The organism is Bacillus cereus group sp. MYBK216-1, from assembly GCF_051916495.1.
In the GTDB taxonomy this organism is placed as follows: Bacteria; Bacillota; Bacilli; order Bacillales; family Bacillaceae_G; genus Bacillus_A; species Bacillus_A thuringiensis_K.
The window spans coordinates 110,776-134,992 of the sequence record NZ_JBQAGT010000010.1 but is presented as its reverse complement, the minus strand read 5'-3'; the positions used below and the strand labels follow the sequence as shown (position 1 = coordinate 134,992).

Genomic DNA, 24,217 nt, shown 5'->3' with positions numbered 1-24,217 from the left:
CCCTCCCATTATTGACGATAACCACAAGCTGCAATAAGTAGCCCGTGTACCGTTTTTGAAAGTGCGACCAGATTATACTTATGATCGCTCATTACCCAATTGGTCACAACTTCATCCACTGTTCCAAAGATCATTTGTCTTGCCACGCGAACATTTAAATCTGCTTGAAATTCACCTTGTTTTATACCAGTCTCTAAAATCTCATCCATAACTTGTAAGTAGCCTTTTAATACTTCATTTATTTTAAGGCGCAAGTCTTGATTGGACTGCCTCAGCTCTAATTGCGTAACGATAGCAAGAGGATCATTTTGCGACAACAGCAAGAAGTGCGTTTCTACCAACATGAATAACTTCGATACAGCGCTTTCAATTCCTGCTGTTTTTTGACGAATTGTTTCGACAAATTCTCCCATCTTCTCTTGGAATAAGGATATTAATATATCTTCTTTATTTTTAAAATATAAATAAATCGTGCCATCAGCTACCCCAGCTTGCTTTGCGATTTTAGAAACTTGCGCTTGGTGGTACCCATTCTCCGCAATCACAATGACTGCCGCATCAATAATTTGATTGTATTTCGGTCTATTTTTCTTCACTTTACTGTCCCCTTCAAGAAGATGACTGAATGAATAGTCATTCATATTCTTATAATACTGACTATTTAGAAAAGTGTCAATCCTATTTTTTCAAAAAGAAAGGGCCTTAGCCCGTTTGCTCATCCTCATTCTTTCTCTTCTCTTCATCTATTAGAACACGGCGTAAAATTTTCCCTACTGTCGTTTTTGGCAATTCATCTCTAAACTCATATACTTTCGGCACTTTATAAGCCGCTAAATATTTACGTGCAAACTGATTTAATTCTTCCTCAGAGCACTCCGTACCTTCTTTTAACACAACAAATGCTTTAACTGTCTCTCCTCGGTACGGATCTGGAACTCCAATTGTCACTACTTCTTGCACTTTTTCATGCTCATATAATACTTCTTCAACTTCACGAGGATACACATTAAATCCACTCGCGACAATCATATCTTTCTTGCGATCTTTTACATAGAAGAATCCATCCTCATCCATGTAGCCAACATCACCTGTATGGAGCCAGCCATCTTGCAATACAGCCGCTGTTTCCTCTGGCTTATTCCAGTACCCTTTCATAATTTGAGGACCTTTCACTACAATTTCCCCTATTTCTCCTGGCGGTAATTCCTCACCAGTTTCAAGTGACATAATGATTGCTTCTGTATCTGGCCACGGAACTCCAATGCTACCTGGCACTCGCTTTTCCCATAAAAAATTACTATGTGTAACCGGAGAGGATTCTGTTAAACCATATCCCTCTACTAGTTTACCACCTGTAACTGTTTCGAACTTTTCCTGTACTTCTACTGGCAGTGGTGCTGATCCACTAATACAAGCACGAATAGAAGAAATATCGTATTCTTTTAAAAGTGGGCTATTTAAAAGAGCGATATAAATAGTTGGTGCCCCTGGAAATAGTGTCACTTTATGCTTCTTAATCGCTTCAAAGACCATTTTCATATCAAACTTTGGAATAAGGACCATTTTGTATCCTTGCATAACACTCAAATTCATAACAGCCGTCATGCCGTACACGTGGAAAAATGGAAGAACCCCAAGAACGACTTCTTCTCCTTCTTTGCAATTATATAACCATTGAACTCCCATTAACGTGTTAGAGACGAGGTTTTTATGCGTTAACATAACGCCTTTCGGAAATCCAGTTGTTCCTCCTGTGTACTGTAAAAGAGCTAAATCATTTTCAGGATCACAAGGCACCTCAACATCCGTATCCACTTCTTTTTCTACTGAATTCCAAAGATGAATCGTTTCACTCTCTGATACTTTCACAACTAAATTCGACTGTTTTTTCTGCACAAATGGATACAATAGATTTTTAGGGAATGGTAAAAAGTCCGCAATACGAGTTACGATAATATGCTCAATTTTTGTAGCAGATTGAACATTCGTTACTCTTGGAAACACTAAATCGAGACAAAGAATTACTTTTGCTCCCGAGTCATGAAGCTGATATTCTAATTCTCTTTCTGTATACAGTGGATTTGTTTGTACTACGATACCTCCCGCAAGTAATGTACCGTAATAACCAATTACAGCTTGCGGACAATTCGGCAACATAATAGCAACTCGATCACCCTTTTCCACACCGAGCTTTTGAAGATAATTTGCAAACCTCTTTACCTTATCATGGAAGTCCGAAAACGTAATATCCTTCCCTAAAAAGTGAAGCGCTTTCTTTTCTGGGTAGCGAGAAGCCATCTGTTCTACATATCTATGAAGCGGCTGAATATCATAAGAAATCGTACTAGGAATTTCCTCTGGATAACTTTTCAACCATGGTTTTTCCACCTTCATTCCCCCTTCAAATACATAAAAAATAAAGTGAAACTTTAATCAGTGGAGGTTTTGTTCAGCCCCACTGATTATTAGCCCACACCAATCGGGCTTTTACGGACAGTTAATCACCCAGCTAACGTCTTTACTTTCGCTGAATTTTAAGGCGGGATCTTACTGCCCACAAATAGCGGGATAAATGAATGTTCATTCATGATGGTTATTTTCATTATATTATAGTCACCATAGCGTTACAATCATAATATTCTGACTTTTTTATAACTATGCTTTACTTCATTAACTTCTTATTATATGTAGAAACTCTCCTAATCTTAAAAGAGTAAGAGAGTTATGGTTTAGCTCAATCTTATTATCGTTAACACTGCTCCTGGAGTAGTTGTTGATAATGTTGCAACAGCTAACAAACCAAATAATTGCAAACTAATTGCACTCCCCGCCGCAAGAGTCGTAATAATTGTCGCACTAAATGATGTCGTTGCTAATGCAGGAGAATTAATAGTCCCAGCAAGCGGTGCCCCATTAATTGTAATTCGTGAACTAACTAATAATGAAGCCGTTATATTAATTGAATATGAAATATAATAATTCCCTGCATTTGCAGCCGTAAATACTGTGTTCCCCGCAGACACTGTGATACCCGGACCGATATTCTGATTGTTTGGAAGCGGGACATTTGTTCCACCTAGTAGTACCGATATTGCTGTACCCGACGTATTATTTGCAAATGCGTACGTTGCCGTTATACTTGTGCCTGTTGCTCCTGTTATTCCTGTTGCTCCTGTCGCTCCCGTTGGGCCTGTTACTCCTGTTATTCCTGTTGCTCCTGTTATTCCTGTCGCTCCCGTTGGGCCTGTTGTTCCTGTTATTCCTGTCGCTCCCGTCGGGCCTGTTGCTCCTGTTGCCCCCGTCGGACCTGTATCGCCTGTTGCTCCCGTTGGACCTGTGTCGCCTGTTGCTCCTGTTGCCCCCGTTGGACCTGTATCGCCTGTTGCTCCCGTTGGACCTGTGTCGCCTGTCGCTCCTGTTGCCCCCGTCGGACCTGTATCGCCTGTTGCTCCCGTTGGACCTGTGTCGCCTGTCGCTCCTGTTGCTCCTGTTGCTCCTGTTGCCCCCGTCGGACCTGTATCGCCTGTTGCTCCCGTTGGACCTGTGTCGCCTGTCGCTCCTGTTGCTCCTGTTGCCCCCGTCGGACCTGTTGGACCAACTTTAGGGACTGTCCCATCGCAACTAAAACAGCATGAATCAACATGTACACCATTTTGATTATTACACCCACAATATCCATTTATGTTATTGCTCCATGAAGACATGTTGATCACTTCCTTTACATTCGATCTTTTTAGCGCAATCACCGACTTAAAAAACACCTATCTAAATAACAAAGAAATACTTTGCCTAGTCGGGGATAAAACACAGATTTCCTCCATACATTCTAGTAATTATTACATGCGATTCACTCTCCTTTTGCTTGTACTTTCGCCTTATCTCCACAGACTATTAACAATACACATTACACTATCGTACACAGCCACTTTCCCATTTAAACTTTCCACATTCGCCAATATTTTTAGTAAAGAGGCTTATTCTTCATAAATAGCGACTATAATATATAAAAATCCGTATAATTCGTTATTTTTCGTCAAAATTTTAAAAATATATTGACACTTAAAATACCCTCATAGTATGATTTGGGTGTTGTAATTGATAACCATTTTCACTTATGGTACTAGTTACAAAAAACACTTAATTTGGGGGCAGAAGATGAAGAAAATTCTCAGTATTTTCATAGTGATTCTTTTATTCGCTGTTGGATGCGGACAGCAAAAAGAGGAGAAAAAAGAAACAAAAGCGGACAATAAAAATCAAGCTATAACAATTAAACACGCTGAAGGGGAAACGAAGTTAGATAAACCAGCAAAAAAAGTAGTTGTACTTGAGTGGGTATATTCTGAAGACTTATTAGCACTTGGTGTTCAGCCAGTAGGGATGGCAGACATTAAGAATTATAATAAATGGGTAAATACAAAAACAAAACCGAGTAAAGATGTTGTAGATGTAGGGACACGTCAACAACCAAACTTAGAAGAAATTAGCCGTTTAAAACCAGACTTAATTATTACAGCTTCATTCCGTGGTAAAGCAATTAAAAATGAATTAGAGCAAATTGCACCAACAGTTATGTTTGATCCATCAACAAGCAATAACGATCACTTTGCTGAAATGACAGAAACATTTAAACAAATTGCAAAAGCAGTTGGAAAAGAAGAAGAAGGTAAAAAAGTATTAGCTGATATGGATAAAGCATTCGCTGATGCAAAAGCAAAAATTGAGAAAGCAGACTTAAAAGATAAAAACATCGCAATGGCACAAGCATTTACTGCTAAAAACGTACCAACATTCCGTATCTTAACTGACAATTCTTTAGCTTTACAAGTTACAAAAAAATTAGGTTTAACAAATACTTTTGAAGCAGGAAAATCTGAGCCAGATGGTTTCAAACAAACAACTGTAGAATCATTACAAAGTGTACAAGATTCAAACTTCATTTACATTGTAGCGGATGAAGATAACATTTTTGACACGCAACTAAAAGGCAACCCTGCTTGGGAAGAATTAAAGTTCAAAAAAGAAAACAAAATGTATAAATTAAAAGGCGATACTTGGATTTTCGGTGGTCCTGAGTCTGCAACATCTTTAGCAACACAAGTAGCAGATGTAATGACAGCGAAGAAGTGATTACACGATGAATAGCTTACAACACACACTTCGAGCAAGTCTTGTATTCGGAGGAGGAGCAGCTCTCTTGCTCCTCCTTTTCTTTATTCATATCGGACAAGGTCAAGCAAACATTTCCTATAGTATGATTATTGATGCTCTTATCTCACCGAACCAATCGCTAGAACATCAAACTTTAATCATGCTTCGATTACCTAGAGCTGTAATTGCCATTTTAGCTGGAGGCGCTCTTGCTGCATCAGGGGTTATTTTACAAACGTTAACGAAAAATCCACTCGCTGAATCCAGTACAATGGGTATTCACTCTGGCGCATATTTCTTTCTAGTAGCGGCTACAATTTTCTTACCGAAAGGTTTACAAATTAATTCTCTTCTGTTCACATTTATCGGCGGTGCTATTACTGCTTTATTTGTATACCGTATTTCTGGTGGAAAAAAGGGAACCCCACTTAGAATGGCATTAGCTGGTATGGTCGTTACATTAATGCTTTCTGCCTTTACCGGAACGATGCAGCTTTTCTATGAAAATGAAACAGCTGGTTTATTTTTATGGGGAGCTGGCTCTCTTATTCAAAATAACTGGGATGGCGTTCAATTTGCTTTTCCATTTATCATTATTTCTTTCCTAGTTTTACTATTTATGTCTCGTAAACTCAACATTCTCTTACTTGGTGATGATGTTGCTATTTCTCTTGGTGAAAAAACAGCAGTAACACGTCTTATCGCCTTCATTGCTGCAATCTTTTTAACAGCAGTAATTGTTACTGTTGTTGGACCAATTGGCTTTGTCGGCTTAGTTGCACCTCATTTAATGCGCCTTATCGGATACCGTCAACACTTTACTCTTCTTCTCTCTTCTTTCTTATGGGGGGCAGTATTATTGCTTGGAGCAGATGTTGTCGGTAGATTAATAGATCCAACCGGTGCAGAACTTCCTGTTGGGGCAGTCACAGCAATGATTGGATCTCCTTGGCTTATTTACTTAGTGTATCGAATGATGAAGTCGAAACAATATATGAATGATAACGGTGCGAATGCAGCTGGAGCTAGTTCCCGCTATTACTCTTATAAAAAGGTAATCCTTATTTCTATCACACTTTGTATTGTGACGATTGCTCTTGGTGTTACAATCGGTAGTAACACTTATATCGAAAGCATTACAAATGTTATATCAGGTCAATTAACACAATTTGACAAAAACATGATGATAAATCTTCGTTTACCAAGAATGCTCGTTGCTGCTATTGCTGGCGCATGCCTTGCAATAAGTGGGCTTGTTTTCCAAGCTATATTACGAAACCCACTTGCCGATCCTTCTATTATTGGTATTTCATCGGGAGCTGGTGTCGGTGCTTTAACTATTATGTATGTCTTTCCTACACTTCCTGGTTTCTTCCTACCAATTGGTGCATTTATCGGAGGACTACTTGCAGTAGGAATTGTCCTCTTCTTCTCATGGAAATCAGGGTTTAGCCCAACAGCTCTTGCTTTAATAGGAATTGGTATTTCTGCACTTGGCTCAGCAATTATTCAAATCTTTATCGTTAGAGCCAATTTGAATGTTGCCGCTGCTTTAACATGGTTATCTGGCAGCACGTATGCAAGAGGGTGGAATCACTTAGAAAATATCATTCTATATCCATCTCTAATTCTTGTATTCATTATCTTTTTCTTAATAAAACAACTTGACGTTCTCGTACTGGGAGACGATTTAGCAACTGGACTTGGGCAACCAGTAAATAAAACACGGCTTGCTCTAATTGTGCTAGCGACACTACTTGCATCAGTAAATATCGCTGCTGTCGGTACGATTGCCTTTCTAGGCCTTGTCGCACCTCACTTAGCAAGAATTGTTGTTGGTATAAATCATCAAAGACTATTCGTTTGCTCAGCACTGTTTGGAGCAATCCTTCTTGCCATCGCTGACTTACTCGGCCGAACAATTGCATACCCAAAAGAAATTCCTTCTGGACTTGTCGTTGCTGTACTTGGAGCACCTTATTTCTTATGGTTGATGAGGCAGAGCGGGAAGAAGGTTAATTAAAAAAGAGGCTTCTTATGTGAGAAGCCTCTTTTTTAATTCATTCTCATAAGCCTAAAGGAAACTATCTTTTTTTCACGAATTTAACCTATGAACATAACTAGGGGGGATAACAATGTATCAAACACTTAAAGGCTTCTTGCAATCATGGACATACGAGGCTGAGTCTACTCAAAAGATGCTCGATGCATTAACAGATGAATCTTTGTCACAAGAAATCGCACCTGGGCACTGGACGTTAGGCAGGGTTGCTTGGCATATCGTGACGGCAATTCCTGTTATACTATCTGGCACAGGGCTAAAGTTTGAAGGAGAAACAAAAGATTATCCTGTTCCAACTTCTGCAAAAACAATTGCAGATGAATACCGTAAAGTGAACGCGGCTTTCGTTGAAACACTTCAAAATAAATGGACTGATAAAGACTTAGCTACTATTAACGACTTCTTTGGTCGTCCTATGCCGAATTCTATATTTTTAATGACACTTATTAATCATCAAAATCATCACCGCGGGCAAATGACAGTTTTAATGCGACAAGCTGCCTTAACAGTCCCTGGCATATATGGTCCTTCAAAAGAAGAATGGGCTGCGGCTGGAATGGAAGCTCCTAAAATGTAACAACAAAAAAGACAAGGTGTTTACACATCTGGTCTTTTTCTGTAACTTGTTTCATGTGAAACTATTTTTTACTAAATGATTGTTTTATGGAAAAGATAGGTTAAAATAAATACATATTATGAAGAGGAGTAACCAAATTGAATACAAAAAATAAAAAAATAGTTATGGGAACTATTTTACTAACTTCTCTTATTGGAGTTATTAGTGTATCTCTTTATTTCACCTATTATGGTACCCCTTGGGGAAAACAAGCAGCAATTACGGAATCAAAAGAGTATATTACAAAATATTTTAACCTAAATGCAGAAGTCAAAAATACTTCTTACGATGCTAAAATGAATAGCTATGCAATCTCCTTTGAAACAAGTACCGACGGCGAGTTTACTATCGAATATAAAAATCCTAATAACTTTAACATTTCTCCAGAAGTGCAAAAGTATTTAAGCACACACTCTAAATTTATAGAGTAGTAACGAAGCGTACATATACAAAAAAGAGTTGGTGTAACGCCAACTCTTTTTCACATATTCTTATCATACAGTTATATCTTCCTTCTCTATATTTTTAATGCCGTAATATGCAATCACAACTCCAATTGTCGCCAATGCTAGTTGAAGGGGAAGAAAAGTTGCTATAGAAAACGCTGGGTTGCCATTCATTGCAATTGAGACAACGATAAGAGATGAAACAATTGTAGTTGGCACGGAACGTTTACGCATTCCGAAATATAATGGGATTAAACTCATTCCCGCAGTTGCAATGGCTAAAGGAACTAGTTTTATTCCTTCTTGCATCAATTGATCTACTGTGAATGAATTAGGAAGAATTGAAAAATAACTATCTATCCCAAAGAAAACTCCTACTACTAAAATGTTAGATACAATAACTGTTATAAATGTTACTATCGCTGTAATAGTCAACTTACTAGCCATCATTTTCTTTCGGTTAATAGGATAAGAAAACATAAGTAGTATTGTTTTGTTTTTATATTCGCCAATTATTAACCTTGCGATTAATACACTACCAAAAATAATAAACGTTGCTCTTACTATTGTGCTAGCCATTAACAATATCGTCTCTGGATTCCTTATTTCTGCATCACCTTCTACTTGAGCGATGATGCTCACAAAGATCATTAATGCCAGTATAACAACATTTGCAATAATTGCTCTCTTCACGTACCAACCAAGCTTAAACTTTTTCAATTCTAGCTTCATTAAATGTAGCATGATAGTGTCCTCCTTCCTCCTAAGATTTAATCAATATAAATGACTCCTGTTTCACTTAAAATCTTCGCTTCATTTTTTGCATCACCAATCGTTCCTACTTTTATTTTTTCTGTATTTTTATCTTTCTTAAGTCCTTTTAAATCCACTATTACGTCAGCCGAATTACTTTTAGCCATAAGCTTCAATGATGCCGGGACACCTTTATACCGTACGCCAATATCCCCTGATTTTGTTTCTACAAATAATGATTTTCCTTCTGTCATATCTTTCAGTAAGACTTCCCCAGATGTTGAAGTGATGTTCATATTTGAGTTACTTACATTTGTTATATAGTTATCACCAGTCGCAGACTTTATATTTAATTCTTGTACTGAACTATCTTTTACAACTACCTCTCCACTTTGCGATATGAATTCACCTTTCTCCGCTGATAGTCCTACAATCATTCCATCCCCAGATTTTCCTTTTGTCACAATGCTTTTTACTACTATATCGTTTATTTTCACATCACCCGATTTATTATTTAATACAATTTTATCTATCTCTTTCTTCGGAATAGCTATACATATACTATTTTTCTTTCTAAACGTAAAACCATTAAAAAATTTGGCTGCCTTTTGTTTTTGCTTAATCACAATTTTATTTTCTTCATTTTCTATCTTGACGGGATCTATCTCTTTATCTACTTGTTCACCTTGAGCGGAAATTACTATTTTATTAGCGTCTGTACTTTTAAATTCAATATCCCAGTTTTCATTGTCTACTTCTATTTCTTTTATATTATTTATCTCAAAAGACTTTTCTTTCTTAAAATCCTTCCCCTGAAATATCTTAAAACCAAAAACCGCACTAGCAATTGTAATGAATAATATTGCAATTACTATTATTTTTTTCACCAGTCATACCCCAGTTCGTTGTTGTTTTAGGCTTGCTTCACGCCACATCGATCTTGTCGATTTTACGAAACGATAGATAACTAATGAAAATTCCTAATAAACAGAGCACGATTGGGATAGCTATAAAATCAAACATACTTACTTGACCGTTTCCAGGACCATAGTTACCACTAATCAGCATGCCAATTATTACTGCCGAAGTAATCGTTGTCGGTGTCGATTTCTTTCTCATTCCAAAAAATAAAGGAATTAAACTTATACCAGATATCATAAATGCACTTATAAAAGTACCTGGAACGATAGCTATTATTTCACCTATCGTAGCAGGTGTTTCAATCAGTCCCATCATTGGACTCACAAAATATACGAGCAAACTAATAATGAAAGTCGCGATAATCGTGCTCACAAAACAAAAACAAAAAACAATTGTTAATTTCGCACTCATTAGCATTTTCCTTTGAAGCGGATACATAAATGATAGTTGTATCGTTTTATTCTTATACTCATCAATTACTAAACGTGATAAAATGACCGAACTAAAAATAATGAATGTTATCCTAATAAAAATATTTACTAAAGCCATATTCTGTGTGAAGTCAAAGAAGAGTACGTCTCCCTCGGCTTTCATTCCCCATGCCATAAGGCTTACTACAGCGAAAATTGCTATAATACAAATTGCTACACTTTTAAAGTAACTAGATAATTGATGTTTCTTCCATTCGAGCTTCATTAATTTAAACATATAAACCACGCCTCCATTCTTTATATACCTGTCTCTACGCTGCTAACATTCTAATTCCAGCAGTAACGAAGCTTAACATTCCTATCATTAGTAGAATTAACAACCATTTCCGCCCTGGTTTCCTATAATATAAAATCCCACTTATGAACATTACGACCAATCCACTTACTAGATTTACTAACAATCCATTAAGCATGAATGCCCTCTCCATCCATTACATTTAAGAAATATTCCTCTAAGGAACTATGTTTCTTATTAATACTTTCAATTTCCACATCGTTCATAATAAGTGCTTTTGAAATGGCTTGCTGAGACACTGCCGTATCATACACACGAATCATATTTCCGCTCATTATTTTATAATTTTTTATGGCAAGTTTATCTTCTAAAATATAAGCTGCACGCTTCACATCAGGAACAGTAATTTCAATGTACTCTGTTTGTTTTCCGTTAATACTCTTCATTGAAACTTCTTTTATTAGTTTTCCATTTTGAATTACACCAATTGTATCCGCCATTAGTTCCATCTCACCTAAAATATGACTAGAAACTAATAATGTAATGCCATATTCTTTGCAGAGCATTTTAAATAAGTCTCGTAACTCTTTAATACCAATTGGATCTAAACCGTTAATTGGTTCATCTAAAATGAGCAGTTCTGGCTTTGTTACGATTGCCCTTGCAATACCAAGTCGTTGTTTCATTCCCAATGAAAAATCTTTTACTTTTTTATTATCTATCCCTTGCAGTTTCACTAAATGTAATGCATGGTCAATTTCATTTTTATCGTAATAGCCCATATATTCACAATGTAATTCTAAGTTTTCTTTCGCCGTTAATTTATCATAAAAGATTGGATATTCAATAATTGTCCCCATTCTTTTTAATACTTCATAAGATGTGTCTGTTAACTTCTCACCGAAAATTTCAATCTCACCGCTCGTCGGTTTTATTAAATTTGTAATCATTTTCATAATCGTTGTTTTACCAGCACCATTCGGTCCTAAGAAACCGTATATCTCTCCTTTTTTCACATGCATGTTAACGCTAGAAATAACTTCTTTCCCTTTAAACACTTTCGTTAACTGATTCGTTTTTAATATATAGGTCATGTCACTTTCCCCTTTCGCACTACTTTATATTTTTATAATAGACAACGGAAATCTCTTTTTTCTTACCCGTTTCTTACAAATTCCTTACGCTGAAAAAAAAGCTTGTAGAATCTACTTCTCTACAAGCTAAAACTGCATCTTTTTTAATGCAACTGTAAAAATTGTTTTTTCATACGGCTTACTAGAAAGATGAATTTTTCCATCCATCGCTTCCACCAGTCTTTTCGTAATCGTTAACCCTAAACCGCTTCCTTGGTACAATCTATTTCTCGAATCTTCAAGTGTGTACATACGCTCAAACACTTTATCAATATGAGATTCATCAATCCCTTTTCCTTTATCCCATACGTATATATACACATTCGTTTCATCATCTCTTAACGTCATACCCAGTATCTTTCCATCGTCTCCATATGTAATTGCATTTGATATTAAATTGTTCAATACCCTACCTAATACTTCTACATTTCCAAGTGCATATATATTTCTTTCTGGTATATCAATATGAACTTGAAACCCTTTCGTCGTCACTAAATCATAAAATGATAAAATCTTCTCGCGGCAAACTTCATTCATATTTACTTTTGTCATTTCAATTGCTTTGTCACCAGATTCTAATTTCGCTAAATCAAAAAACTTATGAATTAATTCCATCACTTCTAGTGTTTTCGTATGCACTTTCTCAAGTAATATTTGTTGTTCTTCTTTATTTATCGTTTTATCCTTATTTAACATTTCTGTATATCCAAGAATAACTGTTAGTGGTGTTTTCAAGTCATGCGAAATATTTGAAAGCATTTTTCTCATCGAAATTTCTACTTTTGCATGATCTGCATTCGTTTTCTGTTTTGCATCTAATAATTGATTAATTGCCACTAATAATTTTTGCAATTCTAGATCATCTGTCATAACGAGTAACGTCTCGCCTGTTTTTTCATTTACAATACTTTCTAACTTTTCATATGTGTATCGTAAATTTTTACTACTATTTTTTCTCATTTTATATTGCATATAAATAACACATAACAATATAAAAATAATACCTATTAACAAATTGATCATATTACATCACTTCCAGCTTATAGCCGATGCCCCATAGCGTTTTAATATATTCTGGATTAGATGGATCACTTTCGATTTTCTCACGCAATCTTCTCATATGAACATTAATAACGTTATCGTCACCGTAATACTCTTCATTCCAAACTAACGTATATATTTGCGCTTTCGTAAATACACGATTTTGGTTCTTTACAAATAGCTTTAAAATCTCAAATTCTTTTAAAGTAAGTTTGAGAGGCTTCCCGTTTTTTTCTACAGTAAAATTAATTGGATCAATTGTTAAATCACCAATTTGAATCATTTTTTCTATTGTTTCTGTAGCCGAGTATTTCGTAGACCTCCGAATACCTGCTTTTACACGTGCAGCCAATTCAATCATAGAAAATGGCTTACAAATGTAATCATCTGCTCCAAGTCCTAATCCAACAGCTTTATCAACATCTGTATCTTTTGCCGACATCATTAAAATCGGAACTGCACTTTTTTCTCGAATGATTCGTACAACCTCTAAGCCATCTAGCTTTGGCATCATAATGTCAAGGATAATCAAATCAAATGAACCTTTTAAATATGTGTTCACGCCTTCTTCTCCATCAGACGCAATCGTAACTTGAAAGCCTTCCTTTATTAAATACTTTTCCACCATCTCTTGAATTGAGATATCATCTTCAACTAATAAAATATGATGTGACATATGTCTATCCCCTTTTTACAAACGTTAACAATCCAATTGTATCGTAACTACTACAGACTGGAAACAATTATATGAATTTTCAAACCAACTTCCCTTCCTTCCTTAACAATGATATGATGAAATTCACTACGATTGTTCATAATTAACTTTATATAAAGGAGACTTATCATGTCAGAAAACAAAAAAGTAAGCTTAGCTGATTTAATGCGTGAACAACTTGCTAAGAAAAAGCAAGGAAATGGAAATGGTCAAAATGCAAAAAATCAAAGCCAAGAAACAAAAAAATTACAAAACCAACAAACAAAGAAAACAAACAACCAACGTAGACGTACAGGTGTATAAATGAACGGACAAAAACGTTCTAATATCGCCCCCGGTCTTGAAGTTGATATTGTATTAAAACAAGATCAACGAACAGGCAAATTAACACGTGGAATTGTAAAAGATATTTTAACAAACTCCCCTTCCCATCCGCATGGCATTAAAGTGCGATTGCAGGACGGGCAAGTCGGTAGAGTACAAAATATCGTTCAATAAGAAAAGGAGCTCAAGTAAACTCGAGCTCCTTTTCTTTATTAACCTTTAATTTTCTCGATGAAAACTACTTTTAAGTAGTCTCCTTCTTTAAATTGATCAATGGTACGGAAATCTTCTGGTAAAGAATGTTCTTCTAACATTTTATATTTGCCATTCATTTCTTTAAAGGCTGTATCGATAAAGCCTTTAAACTTTTTCATATCGAATGCGCTACAGTTTGTAGAAGCAACGATAATACCGTTATTTTCTGTAATAGCAATTGTTTCTTTTAATAAATTTTTATAATCTTTTGCTGCACTAAATGTATATTTTTTTGAGCGTGCAAAGCTTGGAGGATCAAGTACGACCATATCAAATTTCATTTTTTTCTTCGCTGCATATTTGAAGTAAAGAAATACATCTTCTACAATAATATCTTGCGCTTCATAATCAACTTCATTTACACTAAACTGCTCAATCGTTTTACTTAAACTACGATTTGCAAGGTCAACACTCGTCGTTTTACTCGCTCCGCCAAGAGCTGCAAATACAGAGAAAGCACCTGTATAAGAGAACATATTTAACACTGTTCTTCCTTTTGCATATTTATCACGAATTTGTTTTCGAACGTTACGTTGATCTAAAAATACCCCAACCATTGCCCCATCATTTAAATAAACCGCAAAGTTTACACCGTTCTCTTTTACGATAAGTGGGAACTCGCCGCGCTCTCCTGCTACGAAATCATCCCCCTCAATATATTTCCCTTTCGTATCAAAACGCTTTTTCTCATAAATACCCTTAAAGTTTGCTACTTTTTGAAGAGCGGCTATAATCTCATCTCTGAAAGTATAAATCCCTTCACTATACCAACTTACTACGTAGTAGCCATCATAATAATCGATAATTAGTCCTCCAAGACCATCACCTTCACCATTCACCACACGGAATGCTGTCGTATCACTTGATTTGTAAAATTGCTTTCGTTTATGTAAGGCAGATTTGATTTTACTTTCAAAGAAAGATTGATTAATTTGTTCACTCTCTTTTCTCGTTAAAATCCAGCCGTATCCTTTATTTTGTTTTCCATAATAGCCTTTTCCGATAAATTGGTTCTTCTCATCTACTACTTTAATGATTGTTCCTTCTTCACGAACATCATTTAAATTTTGAATCGCATCTTTTAAAATAAGCGGATATCCACTTTTAATTTCTTTTATAAATTTCGGTTTTATTTTTACAGTTACTTCTGATCGCATATAATAACTTCCTTTCCATTTGCATGCTTTCTCTACAGGAAGCATTTAAAAACGAGCCTGAAAAAACAGCCCCGTTTCACTATACCATATTATTGCTTTGCTAGTACAACTAGCTCATCCCCTGGCATAACAGCTATATATTTATACAATGTTGAAAAAGTAAGACTACCATCTCGATGGCGAATAAATAATATTAAATCCTCTGAATCTCTTTCTTCTTTATTAATTTTTTGTTCTTCTGCAACTTGTATCGTTTTAAAAATATAACCATCTTCAATTTTTCTATTTAACTCTTCATAAATTTCATTTTGACCAAACAGTAAATGAGCTTTTTTTGAAAGAGAAATGCGTTCTTGTTCAATCTTTTCCACATCATGGATTGGAAGTAAAAATGTATTATGATGTCCAAACTGCGGTACGTATGTATTTGCAACTAATACATTATAAGAATCCGTATCTGTAACTGCAATTAAGTATTCATACTGATTCATATCAACTTCAAATTGTAACTGTTCAGAGAGTACTTGGCCATTATATGTATTAAGCCCTTTCACCTTTGCACATTGCAAATGTTCTTCAGATACATCTACAATTAAGCTCGGAACACCCATCTCTTTACAGTGCAATGCAAAAGCAGATGAGAATGTACTCGCACCTGAAATTAAGATTCCTGGTGGCTCCGTATTTGCCAATCCTAATTTCTTCGCTAAAAATCCAATTGAAAATCCGTGAGCACACACGGTCGTAATAACGAGTGCAAATGTAAGTGCCGTTAATATAGAAGCGTCTTTATAACCTTCTTGTAATAACTCCGTCGCAAAGTAACTTGAAACCGTTAATGCAACGATACCTCGCGGTGCAATCCAGCCAACTAGCGCCCGTTCTGCTTTTGTTAACTCTGTTCCAATTGTCGATATCCAAATCGATAAAGGACGTACAACAAACAACATCATAAGTACAAAACTTATAATAGGCCAGCTGAAAATCTCCATAATAGTTGTTCTTGGAAGCGATGCTGTTAATATAATAAAAACAGTCGACGTTAGTAGTACTGAAATATTTTCGTTAAAATGACGAATATCACCGATAGAAGAAATATATTTCTTCATCCGTGCAAGCGTAATCCCCATTACGGTTACAGCTAGCATACCTGTTTCATGCATCACTTCATCCGCAATGCCGAAGCATAATAATACCGTAACTAACAAAATTGGTGCTTTTAAATATTCTGGTACTTTTCCCTTTAAAATCATATAACTCATAAAAATACTAAATACATAACCGAGCACCATTGCAAATAATGAACCTGCAAAGAAATACAGCAACGTATGTAATTGTACATTATCTTTCGTTAAGAAATTTACAATTTGAAAGGCAAATACAGCAAGTAAAGCTCCAAATGGATCAACAATAATCCCTTCCCATTTTAAAATTGCAGCTGTTCTTGGTTTTAATCGTGCTTGGCGTAACAACGGAATAATTACCGTTGGACCTGTCACAATAAAAAGTCCTCCAATAATAAATGCAACCGCCCAATCTAATCCAGCGACGTAATGAGCTGCAAGTGAGCCAGCAATCCACGCGATAAACGCACCAAACGTAACGATACGAAATACTGGTTTTGATAGTCCCCTCAGTTCACGTATATCTAAACTTAAACTACCCTCAAACAATATAATTGCAACAGAGAGTGATACGAGTGGACTAAAAACATCTCCAAGCACCTCTTTTGGATTAATAATACCGAAAACTGGACCAATTAATAATCCAGCAACTGCCATAACAACAATGGCAGGAAGCTGGAAGCGCCATGCAGTCCATTGTGAAGCAATACCTAACGTAATAATAATAACGATACTAAGTAAAAGTGATTCAACCATAATACCCTCCTTATTCATAGTATTGCGACAGCAAAGTATAAACCATACTTTGCTTCTATATATTTTCAATCAATTCTATTTACATAATATATAACCAAGTTAAATATATAGTCAACCCATTCAAAAAAAGAACACTGTACTTACATAAAGGGAAACTTTAATCAGCCCTCACCTAACTTCTTTGCTTTCGCTGAATTTTGAGGTGGGGGTCTTACTGACCGGCAAATAGCGGGATAAAAAATATTATCATAAACTAAGATTACCATTGACAATGATAATGATTTTCATTATCATTTAATGTATATGAGTTCTTGAAAATATAGCTACATTTATAGGAGGAATAAACATGATTATTGTTACAAATACAGCTAAAATTACAAAGGGAAATGGACATAAATTAATTGAGCGTTTTAATAAAGTAGGTAAAGTTGAAACGATGCCAGGCTTTTTAGGTCTAGAAGTTCTTTTAACGCAAAATACAGTTGATTATGATGAAGTAACAATTAGCACTCGCTGGAATGCAAAAGAAGATTTCCAAGGTTGGACAAAGAGCGCTGCATTTAAAGATGCTCACTCACATCAAGGCGGAATGCCAGAATATATTCTTGATAATAAAATTGCTTACTATGATGTAAAAGTTGTACGTATGCCAATGGCCGCAGCACAGTAAAAACAGTCCTTTTTTAAAGTATAGAATATGAGAAGCGTTATCTATCACTTCTCATATTCTATACTTTTTTCTTTAATTTCTTTTTACTAATTTTGCATGTACAACTAGCCTCCCAGCCTCTGGATCAAGCGCATAATCACAAGTAGAAAGTGTTACGATTTCATCATTAGCCGTCAATTCCGTATCCGTTTTGTACAGTGATTTTTCTTGAATTTCCTTTAAGAACGATGTATATGCTGCATCATTTTCAAAATCCGTTTCAATGTAATAAAAGTCCGTTGTTGTCGTGTATACTGAAAAAACTTCCACGTCGTATCCTTCAAATAATGTATCGTAATATAATTTACGATGAGACATAAAAAAGTCTTCATCCAACATCTTTTTTAAACTACCAAACATAGAACCGTCTTTCATACGATGGCCATATAAAATCGTATTTCGATTTTGAGATTTCACATCATTACGATGGTCCATAAAAATGCTTCCCGCTCTCATATCTTCACCTTTATAATTACGAAATAAATAGTAATCATTATCTTTTGCTTGAACGATTGGATAATTAATTTGTGTATCATCCATCGTAATCCATCCGACTATCTCTGGATTAATTTTCTGGAGATCCTGAAACTGTTTACGTACCTCTCCATCTTCTGATTTTTCTTCCATTGGACTTCTTTTATAAATATGTTGTGCCTCAGCCATTACTTTACGATTTTCATAATAATCCATGAAAATCCCGCCCAACTCATACATTGAATAGAAAAAGATTCCTAAAAACACAATTGTAAGTATGCGTTGAAAAAAAGAATTCTTTTTCCGTCCTTTCTTACTATTCAAATTATCACCTCAAAACGGATTATGCTCAGCCTTTAGATTCCCATAGGTACCATGTACAATCCGGTATCTTCATCCTGCTTTACAATGACATCTACACCATATATTGCTTTAACCATTTCTTCTGTTATTACATCATTAGGATTACCTTTCGTAATGATTTCTCCATCTTTCATAACGATAATATGGTCGCTATAACGAATGGCTTGATTAATATCATGTAATACCATTACAATCGTTAGTCCATGAACTTCATTTAACTCTTTCACTAACTCTAATATTTCTAGCTGATAGTAAATATCTAAATATGTGGTCGGCTCATCTAAGAAGAGCATTGGTGTATTTTGAGCTAATGTCATTGCGATCCAAACTCGCTGCCTCTCTCCACCAGATAAAGCATAAATTGGCTTATCACGCTTACTTTGTAAATTCGTACATACTAGTGCACGCTCAATCGCTTCTCTATCTTCATCTGTTTGCGGAGAGAATATATTTTTATATGGCATACGCCCGAAGCTTATTAGCTTTTCCACTGTAATATCTGCTGGAGCCTCATTTTGTTGATGGACAACTGCTAGCTTTCTAGCAAACTCTTTCGGTTTATATTCACTAATCGCTTTTCCATCAAGTATTACTTCTCCACTGCTAGGAGCGTGGTTTCTAGACATGACACTAAGTAATGTTGATTTCCCACATCCATTCGGTCCAATGATTGTTGTAATTTTTCCAATTTCTATTTCACTACTAACAGACTTTAATCGATTTGTTACGTTATCGTATGAAAAGGTTACATTTTTAATTTCCATGAACTTTATCACTCTTTCTAAGCAAGAATATTAAGAATGGACCACCAATAACCGCCATAATTGTTGCTGCTGGAATTTCGTTAGGTGGCACAATTAACCTTCCAATCGTATCTGCCGTCAAAATTAATAACGCCCCTGCAAGAGCAGAAAATGGAATTAATACTTTATGGTCTGAACCGACTAATTGTCTTGAAATATGTGGAACTAGTAATCCTACAAAAGCAATAACACCTGCAATCGCTGTTGATACTGCCGCTAAGAGTACTGCAATGGCAGAAATAATAAGACGAACTCTCGTCACGTGCAAGCCTAAGTTTTTCGCAGTCTTATCTTGTAGCGATAATAAGTTACACCAAGCTCCTACGAACAGAGCAAGAATAAGACCAACCGTTCCATAAGTCACCATTATTTCTACATCGCCCCACGTCTTCATTGTTATGTTAGAAGTCGTCGTTTGCTTAATACTCTTAATAAAATACCCACAAATCGTAACGAATGATTCATTTAACCCAGTAAACATTGCATTAATGGCAATACCAATTAAAATAATGCGAAGCGGGCTTAATCCTGATTTCCATGAAAACGAATAAACGAGATAACATGCAAGCGCACCACCTAAAAAGGCGAATACGGGTGTCCAGAAAAAGAATTGCGGGAACAACGTAATAATAATAAGTGTCATAAAACTAGCTCCTGAAGATATACCGATTACCCCAGCATCGGCGAGTGGATTTTTCATAACAGCTTGTAAAAGCACACCTGAAACAGCAAGAGCCGCTCCAGTGAACAACGCAATAATAATACGCGGAAAACGTAAATCTTTAATGACTTCAACATCTTCATTTCCACCTGTAAATATCCCTTGTACAAGTTCAACAATACCTACTTCTAAACTCCCTTTCATCGCTGACAATGATGTCATAACAATAAGCAATGCAGTAACAATGAGGAAACTCCAAGTTTTTTTATTCATTCTACTCTTCCTTTATATTAAAATGCATCACGGATACATCATTTTTTTCAATTCATCTAACGCTTCAATTGCTGCTAAATTGCCTGTCGTTCCAAATAAACGCTCTTCTAAATCGTAAACACGGTTATTTTTAACCGCAGCAAAGTGTTTCCAAATATCATTTGTTTTAAATTCTTTATCAAACATTTTTACAACTTCATCAGGCATACCATGAGCTGCTCGTAAAATAATATCTGGATCAGCTTTCTTTAAATACTCTGTATTAGAAGCTAAATATTCTACTTGTTCACCTTGCACAATATTTTTACCACCTAGTTGTTTCACTAAATCTCCAATATAAGAATGCTCTGTTGCTACTAAATAACTTCCAGGCACACCTAATAAAATAAGCACTGTCGGTTCTTTCTTTCCTTTTACTTCTTTTTGAATGCTAGAAACCTTTTTATCTAATTTAGTTACTACTGCTTCGGCCTGTTTTTCACGCCCATATTTCTTACCTAAATCGCTAATAGAACTTTGCATATTTTTCAAACTCGTTAAATCTAAAAAGTTTGCTTTCATACCCACACCATCAAAAACTGGCTTTAATTCATATTCAAGTGTTGTCACAGATAACACTTCTGAAGGCTTTAATGACTTTACCTTTTCCATATCTGGACTCATTGGATTCCCAACTTCAGGTAAACCTTTATATCGCTTCGGTAAAGTTTTAGAACTTGTTGGAACGCCGACTAAATCTACTTCTAACGCATCCATAATTTCAGTAACAGCCACTGTTGTTGCAACGACGCGCTCTTTACTTTCACTCTTTACCTGCTTTGCTGATTCTTTTTTTGGTGATGAGCACCCGGCTATACTCATTAACAAAATGATAGCCATTAGTACACTTACAATTTTCTTCACTCTCAATCACAACTCCTTTCCATACAATATGAAACAAGTCTTGATGCACGCGAATATGCATCAAGACTCCAAAAATTACAATCTACCTGCTCTATATTTACGAACTAGTAAAGCAAGTGAACCTAGCAGTAACACCATGTATAAACCAAGTTGTGCTGTATCTGCAGTTTTTGAGTTTTTCTCTTTTTTTGAATCATTTTTTGTATCTTCTTTTTTCTTCTGACCATCTGCATTTCGGTTAAAATCAGGAGTACCTACTGTTTTTACATTATCTACTTTCGGTGTAGTCACTGGATTTTTCGGTTCATTTTTCGGTTCCTCTTTAAGAGTTCCTAACGCGCCGATATTATTTGTATCAAATTGAATTTGCACATCGTAGAAATGATGGTAGTTCATCTCATCGATGTCTACCTTTACTTTTGCGTTTAATTTTTTAAATAGATCTTCTACTTCAAACTGTACTACTCGTGTATTTGCATTTTTATCTTCGCTTACTACTTTCGCATCAGCGAATAGTTCATTGTTTTCCGTTTGGAATTTCGTAATCCACGCACTATTTTTCAGCGTCATCTCAATATATTTTTTACCATCTTTTACGATTAATTTCGCTGGATTTACAACATAGTCATGCATCTTTGAAATCTCATCTGTTTTATCTTTTAATACTTTAAATGTAATATCATATTGGCCATCTACTAAATTTTTCGGATCAACTATTACTCTCGGTTTATTATTTTCATCTTGGTTGTTGTTTCCACCTTGGTTGTCATTCCCGCCTTGGTTGTCGTTTCCACCTTGGTTGTCATTCACGCCTTGGTTGTCGTTTCCACCTTGGTTGTCGTTTCCGCCTTGGTTGTCATTTCCGCCTTGGTTATCTAACGGCTTAATGCTACCTTTATCAAATGCAAATTGAATATCGTAAAAATGGTGATAATTCATTGAATCGATATCTACTTTTACTTTTGCATTTAACTTTTTCGATAAATCTGGTACTTCTACTTCCACTACGCGTGAATCAGCTTTTTTATCTTCACTTATTACATTTGCATCAACAAACGAACCATTTTTCTCAAATTCAAATTTTGTAATCCAAGAACTGTTCGTTAACGTAAATGATACATACTTCTTACCATCTTTTACTTTTAGCACACCTGGACTTTTTGTATATGTGTTCATCATTGAAATTTCGTCTGTTTGATCTTTTAATGCTTTGAAATTGATGCTGTATTCACCATCTTTAATTGTCTCAGCATCTGTTTTTTTATTTTCATCTGGTTTTTCTGTTTCTGGTTTTTCTACTTCTGGTTTTTCTACTTCTGGTTTTTCTACTTCTGGTTTTTCTGCTTCTGGTTTTTCTGCTTCTGGTTTTTCTACTTCTGGTTTTTCTACTTCTGGTTGTTTCTCTTCATTTTTAATTTGTTCAAGTTTATCTTGTTCAAATAAAAGTTGTACATCATGCGTTTGCTTATAATTTCTTGATGCCATTTCGATAAATACTTTTGTATTTAGTTTTTCAGATAAATCGTTTACTTCAAACTCTACTACTCTTGTATCTTTTTCCTTATTCTCACTTACTACTTTTGCATCAACAAATGTGCCATCTTTTTCCGTTTGGAAATTTTTAATTAATGAGCTACTTTTCAATGTTACAATTGCTTTTTTCTTACCGTTTTCTACTTTTAATACTCCTGGATTTACCATGTAAGTATTCATCTTAGATTCTTCATCTGTTTGATCTTTTAACACTTTAAATGGAATGCTGTACGCACCATCTGTAATTGTGTTAGAATTTGGTTGTTGATCTGGGTCAGGCTTTTGGTCGGGCTTCTGACCTGGATCCGGTTTTTCATTTGGATCTGGCTTATTAGCTGGGTCCTCTTTTTCATTTGGTTGTTCCACATGAATTGGTGTAATACTATTTTGATCAAATGCAATACGAACGTCGTACTCATGATGATAATTTAAAAAATCAATATCTACTTTTACTTTTGCATTTAATACCTTCTCTACATCTTCTACATCAAATTCTACTACTCTTGTATCTTTTTCTTTATTTTCACTAATTACATTTGTCGCAACTAGCTTACCTGCTTTTTCTGTTTCAAACTTCGTAATCCATGAACTATTTGTTAATGTAAAGGATACTTTCTTTTTCCCATCCTTCACTTTTAAAGTCCCTGGGCTTACTGAATATTGATTCATCATCGATTCTTCATCTGATGTATCTTTTAAAACTTTGAAGCCAATTGAATATTCACCGTCAGCCAACTTGGTAGCTGCTTGAACTGCAAGTGGTTGTAATGTTGATACGAATGTAAATATCATTAAAAACATAGCAACAATAATTTTTGTATACCTGTTCAATGGAACGACTCTCCCTTTTGAAAATTATTTAATACTGCTCCCATCAAATACAAAGCGAATATCATATGAAGCATTATAATTAATAATTGGAATATTAATTTTCACCTTTCCATTTAGTTTTTTTGACAAGTCAGCAACTTCAAATTCTACTACTCTAGTATTATCTTTTTTGTTTTCACTTAACACGTTTGTTTCTACAAATTGACCATCTTTTTCTACTTGGAAACTTTTAATAGAAGCACTATCTTTCACTTTAAATGAAACATATTGTTTTCCATTTTTAACTGTTAATGTTGCTGGGCTTTCAAAATAACTATTCATTCTAGACGATTCATCTTTATCGCCTTTCCATACAGTAAAAGCAATATTATATTTTCCATCAGCTAGTTTTGTAGCAGCTTTTGCATCTTGTAAACCTAGTGTTGCGATAAACGTAAATAAAACAGCAAATACGGCAATAATCATTTTAAATTGTTTAAACATATAT

General features: G+C 35.3%; 25 protein-coding genes. 7 read left to right on the top strand and 18 right to left on the bottom strand.

Annotated elements, in window-relative coordinates:
* Nucleotides 1-8: 8 nt before the first annotated feature.
* From ACTFRH_RS25545 to ACTFRH_RS25535, 3 genes are all read right to left on the bottom strand, one after another.
* Nucleotides 9-596 (bottom strand): TetR/AcrR family transcriptional regulator, encoded by a 588-nt coding sequence (locus tag ACTFRH_RS25545; protein WP_440048820.1) that lies wholly within the window; start codon nucleotides 594-596, stop codon nucleotides 9-11.
* A gap of 106 nt (nucleotides 597-702) precedes the next feature.
* A complete protein-coding gene (locus ACTFRH_RS25540; RefSeq protein WP_000414740.1) occupies nucleotides 703-2,388 on the bottom strand; it encodes a long-chain-fatty-acid--CoA ligase in 1,686 nt (561 codons plus the stop codon).
* A gap of 341 nt (nucleotides 2,389-2,729) precedes the next feature.
* Entirely contained in the window at nucleotides 2,730-3,704 is a 975-nt protein-coding gene (locus tag ACTFRH_RS25535; protein WP_440048821.1) for a BclA C-terminal domain-containing protein, read from the bottom strand.
* Nucleotides 3,705-4,155: 451 nt separating this feature from the next.
* On the opposite strand from ACTFRH_RS25535, the gene ACTFRH_RS25530 reads away from it, so the two are divergent.
* The 4 genes from ACTFRH_RS25530 to ACTFRH_RS25515 all read left to right on the top strand — a co-directional run bounded on the left by ACTFRH_RS25530 (nucleotide 4,156) and on the right by ACTFRH_RS25515 (nucleotide 8,260).
* Nucleotides 4,156-5,130: an ABC transporter substrate-binding protein gene (locus tag ACTFRH_RS25530; protein WP_000722814.1), complete on the top strand. Its 975-nt coding sequence runs from the start codon at nucleotides 4,156-4,158 to the stop codon at nucleotides 5,128-5,130.
* Nucleotides 5,131-5,137: 7 nt separating this feature from the next.
* On the top strand, nucleotides 5,138-7,174 hold the full coding sequence (fhuB, locus tag ACTFRH_RS25525; RefSeq protein ID WP_001087091.1) for a Fe(3+)-hydroxamate ABC transporter permease FhuB: 2,037 nt from the start codon (nucleotides 5,138-5,140) through the stop codon (nucleotides 7,172-7,174).
* 112 nt (nucleotides 7,175-7,286) lie between these two features.
* The gene (locus ACTFRH_RS25520) at nucleotides 7,287-7,790 is read left to right on the top strand and encodes a DinB family protein (RefSeq protein WP_000285030.1); all 504 of its coding nucleotides are present in this window, start codon (nucleotides 7,287-7,289) and stop codon (nucleotides 7,788-7,790) included.
* Nucleotides 7,791-7,927: 137 nt separating this feature from the next.
* On the top strand, nucleotides 7,928-8,260 hold the full coding sequence (locus tag ACTFRH_RS25515) for a YfjL-like protein (protein WP_001093310.1): 333 nt from the start codon (nucleotides 7,928-7,930) through the stop codon (nucleotides 8,258-8,260).
* Nucleotides 8,261-8,323: 63 nt separating this feature from the next.
* On the opposite strand, the gene ACTFRH_RS25510 is transcribed toward ACTFRH_RS25515, so the two are convergent.
* The 7 genes from ACTFRH_RS25510 to ACTFRH_RS25480 form a co-directional block, all read right to left on the bottom strand.
* Complete coding sequence (locus tag ACTFRH_RS25510; RefSeq protein ID WP_000902931.1) at nucleotides 8,324-9,019, bottom strand: ABC transporter permease; 696 nt, start codon at nucleotides 9,017-9,019, stop codon at nucleotides 8,324-8,326.
* A gap of 26 nt (nucleotides 9,020-9,045) precedes the next feature.
* On the bottom strand, nucleotides 9,046-9,915 hold the full coding sequence (locus ACTFRH_RS25505) for a DUF4097 family beta strand repeat-containing protein (protein WP_000720986.1): 870 nt from the start codon (nucleotides 9,913-9,915) through the stop codon (nucleotides 9,046-9,048).
* Nucleotides 9,916-9,952: 37 nt separating this feature from the next.
* Nucleotides 9,953-10,657, bottom strand: coding sequence for an ABC transporter permease (locus ACTFRH_RS25500; RefSeq protein ID WP_000475557.1), 705 nt, complete (start codon nucleotides 10,655-10,657; stop codon nucleotides 9,953-9,955).
* A gap of 34 nt (nucleotides 10,658-10,691) precedes the next feature.
* On the bottom strand, nucleotides 10,692-10,853 hold the full coding sequence (locus tag ACTFRH_RS25495) for a hypothetical protein (RefSeq protein WP_000931778.1): 162 nt from the start codon (nucleotides 10,851-10,853) through the stop codon (nucleotides 10,692-10,694).
* Nucleotides 10,846-11,769, bottom strand: a complete 924-nt coding sequence (locus ACTFRH_RS25490) for an ABC transporter ATP-binding protein (protein WP_000221091.1) — start codon at nucleotides 11,767-11,769, stop codon at nucleotides 10,846-10,848. Before ACTFRH_RS25490 ends, ACTFRH_RS25495 begins: the two co-directional genes overlap by 8 nt.
* Nucleotides 11,770-11,895: 126 nt before the next feature.
* Complete coding sequence (locus ACTFRH_RS25485) at nucleotides 11,896-12,831, bottom strand: HAMP domain-containing histidine kinase (RefSeq protein WP_000609142.1); 936 nt, start codon at nucleotides 12,829-12,831, stop codon at nucleotides 11,896-11,898.
* 1 nt (nucleotide 12,832) lies between these two features.
* Nucleotides 12,833-13,525, bottom strand: a complete 693-nt coding sequence (locus ACTFRH_RS25480) for a response regulator transcription factor (RefSeq protein WP_000018029.1) — start codon at nucleotides 13,523-13,525, stop codon at nucleotides 12,833-12,835.
* A gap of 168 nt (nucleotides 13,526-13,693) precedes the next feature.
* Here ACTFRH_RS25480 and ACTFRH_RS25475 point away from each other — a divergent pair, with 168 nt between their 5' ends.
* Nucleotides 13,694-13,867 (top strand): hypothetical protein, encoded by a 174-nt coding sequence (locus tag ACTFRH_RS25475; RefSeq protein ID WP_001293578.1) that lies wholly within the window; start codon nucleotides 13,694-13,696, stop codon nucleotides 13,865-13,867.
* The gene (locus tag ACTFRH_RS25470) at nucleotides 13,868-14,062 is read left to right on the top strand and encodes a YwbE family protein (protein ID WP_001014310.1); all 195 of its coding nucleotides are present in this window, start codon (nucleotides 13,868-13,870) and stop codon (nucleotides 14,060-14,062) included.
* 38 nt (nucleotides 14,063-14,100) lie between these two features.
* On the opposite strand, the gene ACTFRH_RS25465 is transcribed toward ACTFRH_RS25470, so the two are convergent.
* Together ACTFRH_RS25465 and ACTFRH_RS25460 are read right to left on the bottom strand one after the other, a co-directional pair.
* On the bottom strand, nucleotides 14,101-15,300 hold the full coding sequence (locus tag ACTFRH_RS25465; protein ID WP_001255973.1) for a class I SAM-dependent rRNA methyltransferase: 1,200 nt from the start codon (nucleotides 15,298-15,300) through the stop codon (nucleotides 14,101-14,103).
* A gap of 89 nt (nucleotides 15,301-15,389) precedes the next feature.
* Entirely contained in the window at nucleotides 15,390-17,180 is a 1,791-nt protein-coding gene (locus ACTFRH_RS25460) for a cation:proton antiporter (RefSeq protein WP_000230332.1), read from the bottom strand.
* A gap of 346 nt (nucleotides 17,181-17,526) precedes the next feature.
* On the opposite strand from ACTFRH_RS25460, the gene isdG reads away from it, so the two are divergent.
* The gene (gene isdG / locus ACTFRH_RS25455) at nucleotides 17,527-17,850 is read left to right on the top strand and encodes a heme oxygenase (protein WP_000587818.1); all 324 of its coding nucleotides are present in this window, start codon (nucleotides 17,527-17,529) and stop codon (nucleotides 17,848-17,850) included.
* A 72-nt stretch (nucleotides 17,851-17,922) separates the two neighbouring features.
* Here isdG and srtB read toward each other — a convergent pair whose 3' ends face one another.
* The 6 genes from srtB to ACTFRH_RS25425 form a co-directional block, all read right to left on the bottom strand.
* Nucleotides 17,923-18,687 (bottom strand): class B sortase, encoded by a 765-nt coding sequence (srtB, locus tag ACTFRH_RS25450; protein ID WP_001086122.1) that lies wholly within the window; start codon nucleotides 18,685-18,687, stop codon nucleotides 17,923-17,925.
* Between the two features lie 32 nt (nucleotides 18,688-18,719).
* Nucleotides 18,720-19,490 (bottom strand): ABC transporter ATP-binding protein, encoded by a 771-nt coding sequence (locus tag ACTFRH_RS25445; protein WP_000403761.1) that lies wholly within the window; start codon nucleotides 19,488-19,490, stop codon nucleotides 18,720-18,722.
* On the bottom strand, nucleotides 19,480-20,463 hold the full coding sequence (locus tag ACTFRH_RS25440) for a FecCD family ABC transporter permease (protein WP_001036851.1): 984 nt from the start codon (nucleotides 20,461-20,463) through the stop codon (nucleotides 19,480-19,482). The genes ACTFRH_RS25445 and ACTFRH_RS25440 overlap by 11 nt, the downstream gene beginning before the upstream one ends.
* Nucleotides 20,464-20,490: 27 nt before the next feature.
* Nucleotides 20,491-21,372 carry a heme ABC transporter substrate-binding protein IsdE gene (gene isdE / locus ACTFRH_RS25435; protein ID WP_002164197.1) on the bottom strand — a complete coding sequence of 294 codons (882 nt, stop codon included), beginning with the start codon at nucleotides 21,370-21,372 and terminating at the stop codon, nucleotides 20,491-20,493.
* A gap of 69 nt (nucleotides 21,373-21,441) precedes the next feature.
* Entirely contained in the window at nucleotides 21,442-23,730 is a 2,289-nt protein-coding gene (locus ACTFRH_RS25430) for an NEAT domain-containing protein (RefSeq protein WP_440048822.1), read from the bottom strand.
* A 24-nt stretch (nucleotides 23,731-23,754) separates the two neighbouring features.
* On the bottom strand, nucleotides 23,755-24,213 hold the full coding sequence (locus ACTFRH_RS25425; RefSeq protein WP_000476163.1) for an NEAT domain-containing protein: 459 nt from the start codon (nucleotides 24,211-24,213) through the stop codon (nucleotides 23,755-23,757).
* Nucleotides 24,214-24,217: the final 4 nt, after the last annotated feature.

What these genes read in the sequence shown, in the direction of transcription:
- ACTFRH_RS25445 (WP_000403761.1), bottom strand. Translation starts at nt 19,490, where the DNA reads ATGGAAATTAAAAATGTAACCTTTTCATACGATAACGTAACAAATCGA.
- ACTFRH_RS25510 (WP_000902931.1), bottom strand. Translation starts at nt 9,019, where the DNA reads ATGCTACATTTAATGAAGCTAGAATTGAAAAAGTTTAAGCTTGGTTGG.
- ACTFRH_RS25520 (WP_000285030.1), top strand. Translation starts at nt 7,287, where the DNA reads ATGTATCAAACACTTAAAGGCTTCTTGCAATCATGGACATACGAGGCT.
- ACTFRH_RS25480 (WP_000018029.1), bottom strand. Translation starts at nt 13,525, where the DNA reads ATGTCACATCATATTTTATTAGTTGAAGATGATATCTCAATTCAAGAG.
- isdG (WP_000587818.1), top strand. Translation starts at nt 17,527, where the DNA reads ATGATTATTGTTACAAATACAGCTAAAATTACAAAGGGAAATGGACAT.
- ACTFRH_RS25475 (WP_001293578.1), top strand. Translation starts at nt 13,694, where the DNA reads ATGTCAGAAAACAAAAAAGTAAGCTTAGCTGATTTAATGCGTGAACAA.
- ACTFRH_RS25530 (WP_000722814.1), top strand. Translation starts at nt 4,156, where the DNA reads ATGAAGAAAATTCTCAGTATTTTCATAGTGATTCTTTTATTCGCTGTT.
- ACTFRH_RS25440 (WP_001036851.1), bottom strand. Translation starts at nt 20,463, where the DNA reads ATGAATAAAAAAACTTGGAGTTTCCTCATTGTTACTGCATTGCTTATT.
- ACTFRH_RS25485 (WP_000609142.1), bottom strand. Translation starts at nt 12,831, where the DNA reads ATGATCAATTTGTTAATAGGTATTATTTTTATATTGTTATGTGTTATT.
- ACTFRH_RS25470 (WP_001014310.1), top strand. Translation starts at nt 13,868, where the DNA reads ATGAACGGACAAAAACGTTCTAATATCGCCCCCGGTCTTGAAGTTGAT.
- ACTFRH_RS25465 (WP_001255973.1), bottom strand. Translation starts at nt 15,300, where the DNA reads ATGCGATCAGAAGTAACTGTAAAAATAAAACCGAAATTTATAAAAGAA.
- ACTFRH_RS25535 (WP_440048821.1), bottom strand. Translation starts at nt 3,704, where the DNA reads ATGTCTTCATGGAGCAATAACATAAATGGATATTGTGGGTGTAATAAT.
- ACTFRH_RS25490 (WP_000221091.1), bottom strand. Translation starts at nt 11,769, where the DNA reads ATGACCTATATATTAAAAACGAATCAGTTAACGAAAGTGTTTAAAGGG.
- ACTFRH_RS25495 (WP_000931778.1), bottom strand. Translation starts at nt 10,853, where the DNA reads ATGCTTAATGGATTGTTAGTAAATCTAGTAAGTGGATTGGTCGTAATG.
- ACTFRH_RS25460 (WP_000230332.1), bottom strand. Translation starts at nt 17,180, where the DNA reads ATGGTTGAATCACTTTTACTTAGTATCGTTATTATTATTACGTTAGGT.
- ACTFRH_RS25500 (WP_000475557.1), bottom strand. Translation starts at nt 10,657, where the DNA reads ATGTTTAAATTAATGAAGCTCGAATGGAAGAAACATCAATTATCTAGT.
- ACTFRH_RS25425 (WP_000476163.1), bottom strand. Translation starts at nt 24,213, where the DNA reads ATGTTTAAACAATTTAAAATGATTATTGCCGTATTTGCTGTTTTATTT.
- fhuB (WP_001087091.1), top strand. Translation starts at nt 5,138, where the DNA reads ATGAATAGCTTACAACACACACTTCGAGCAAGTCTTGTATTCGGAGGA.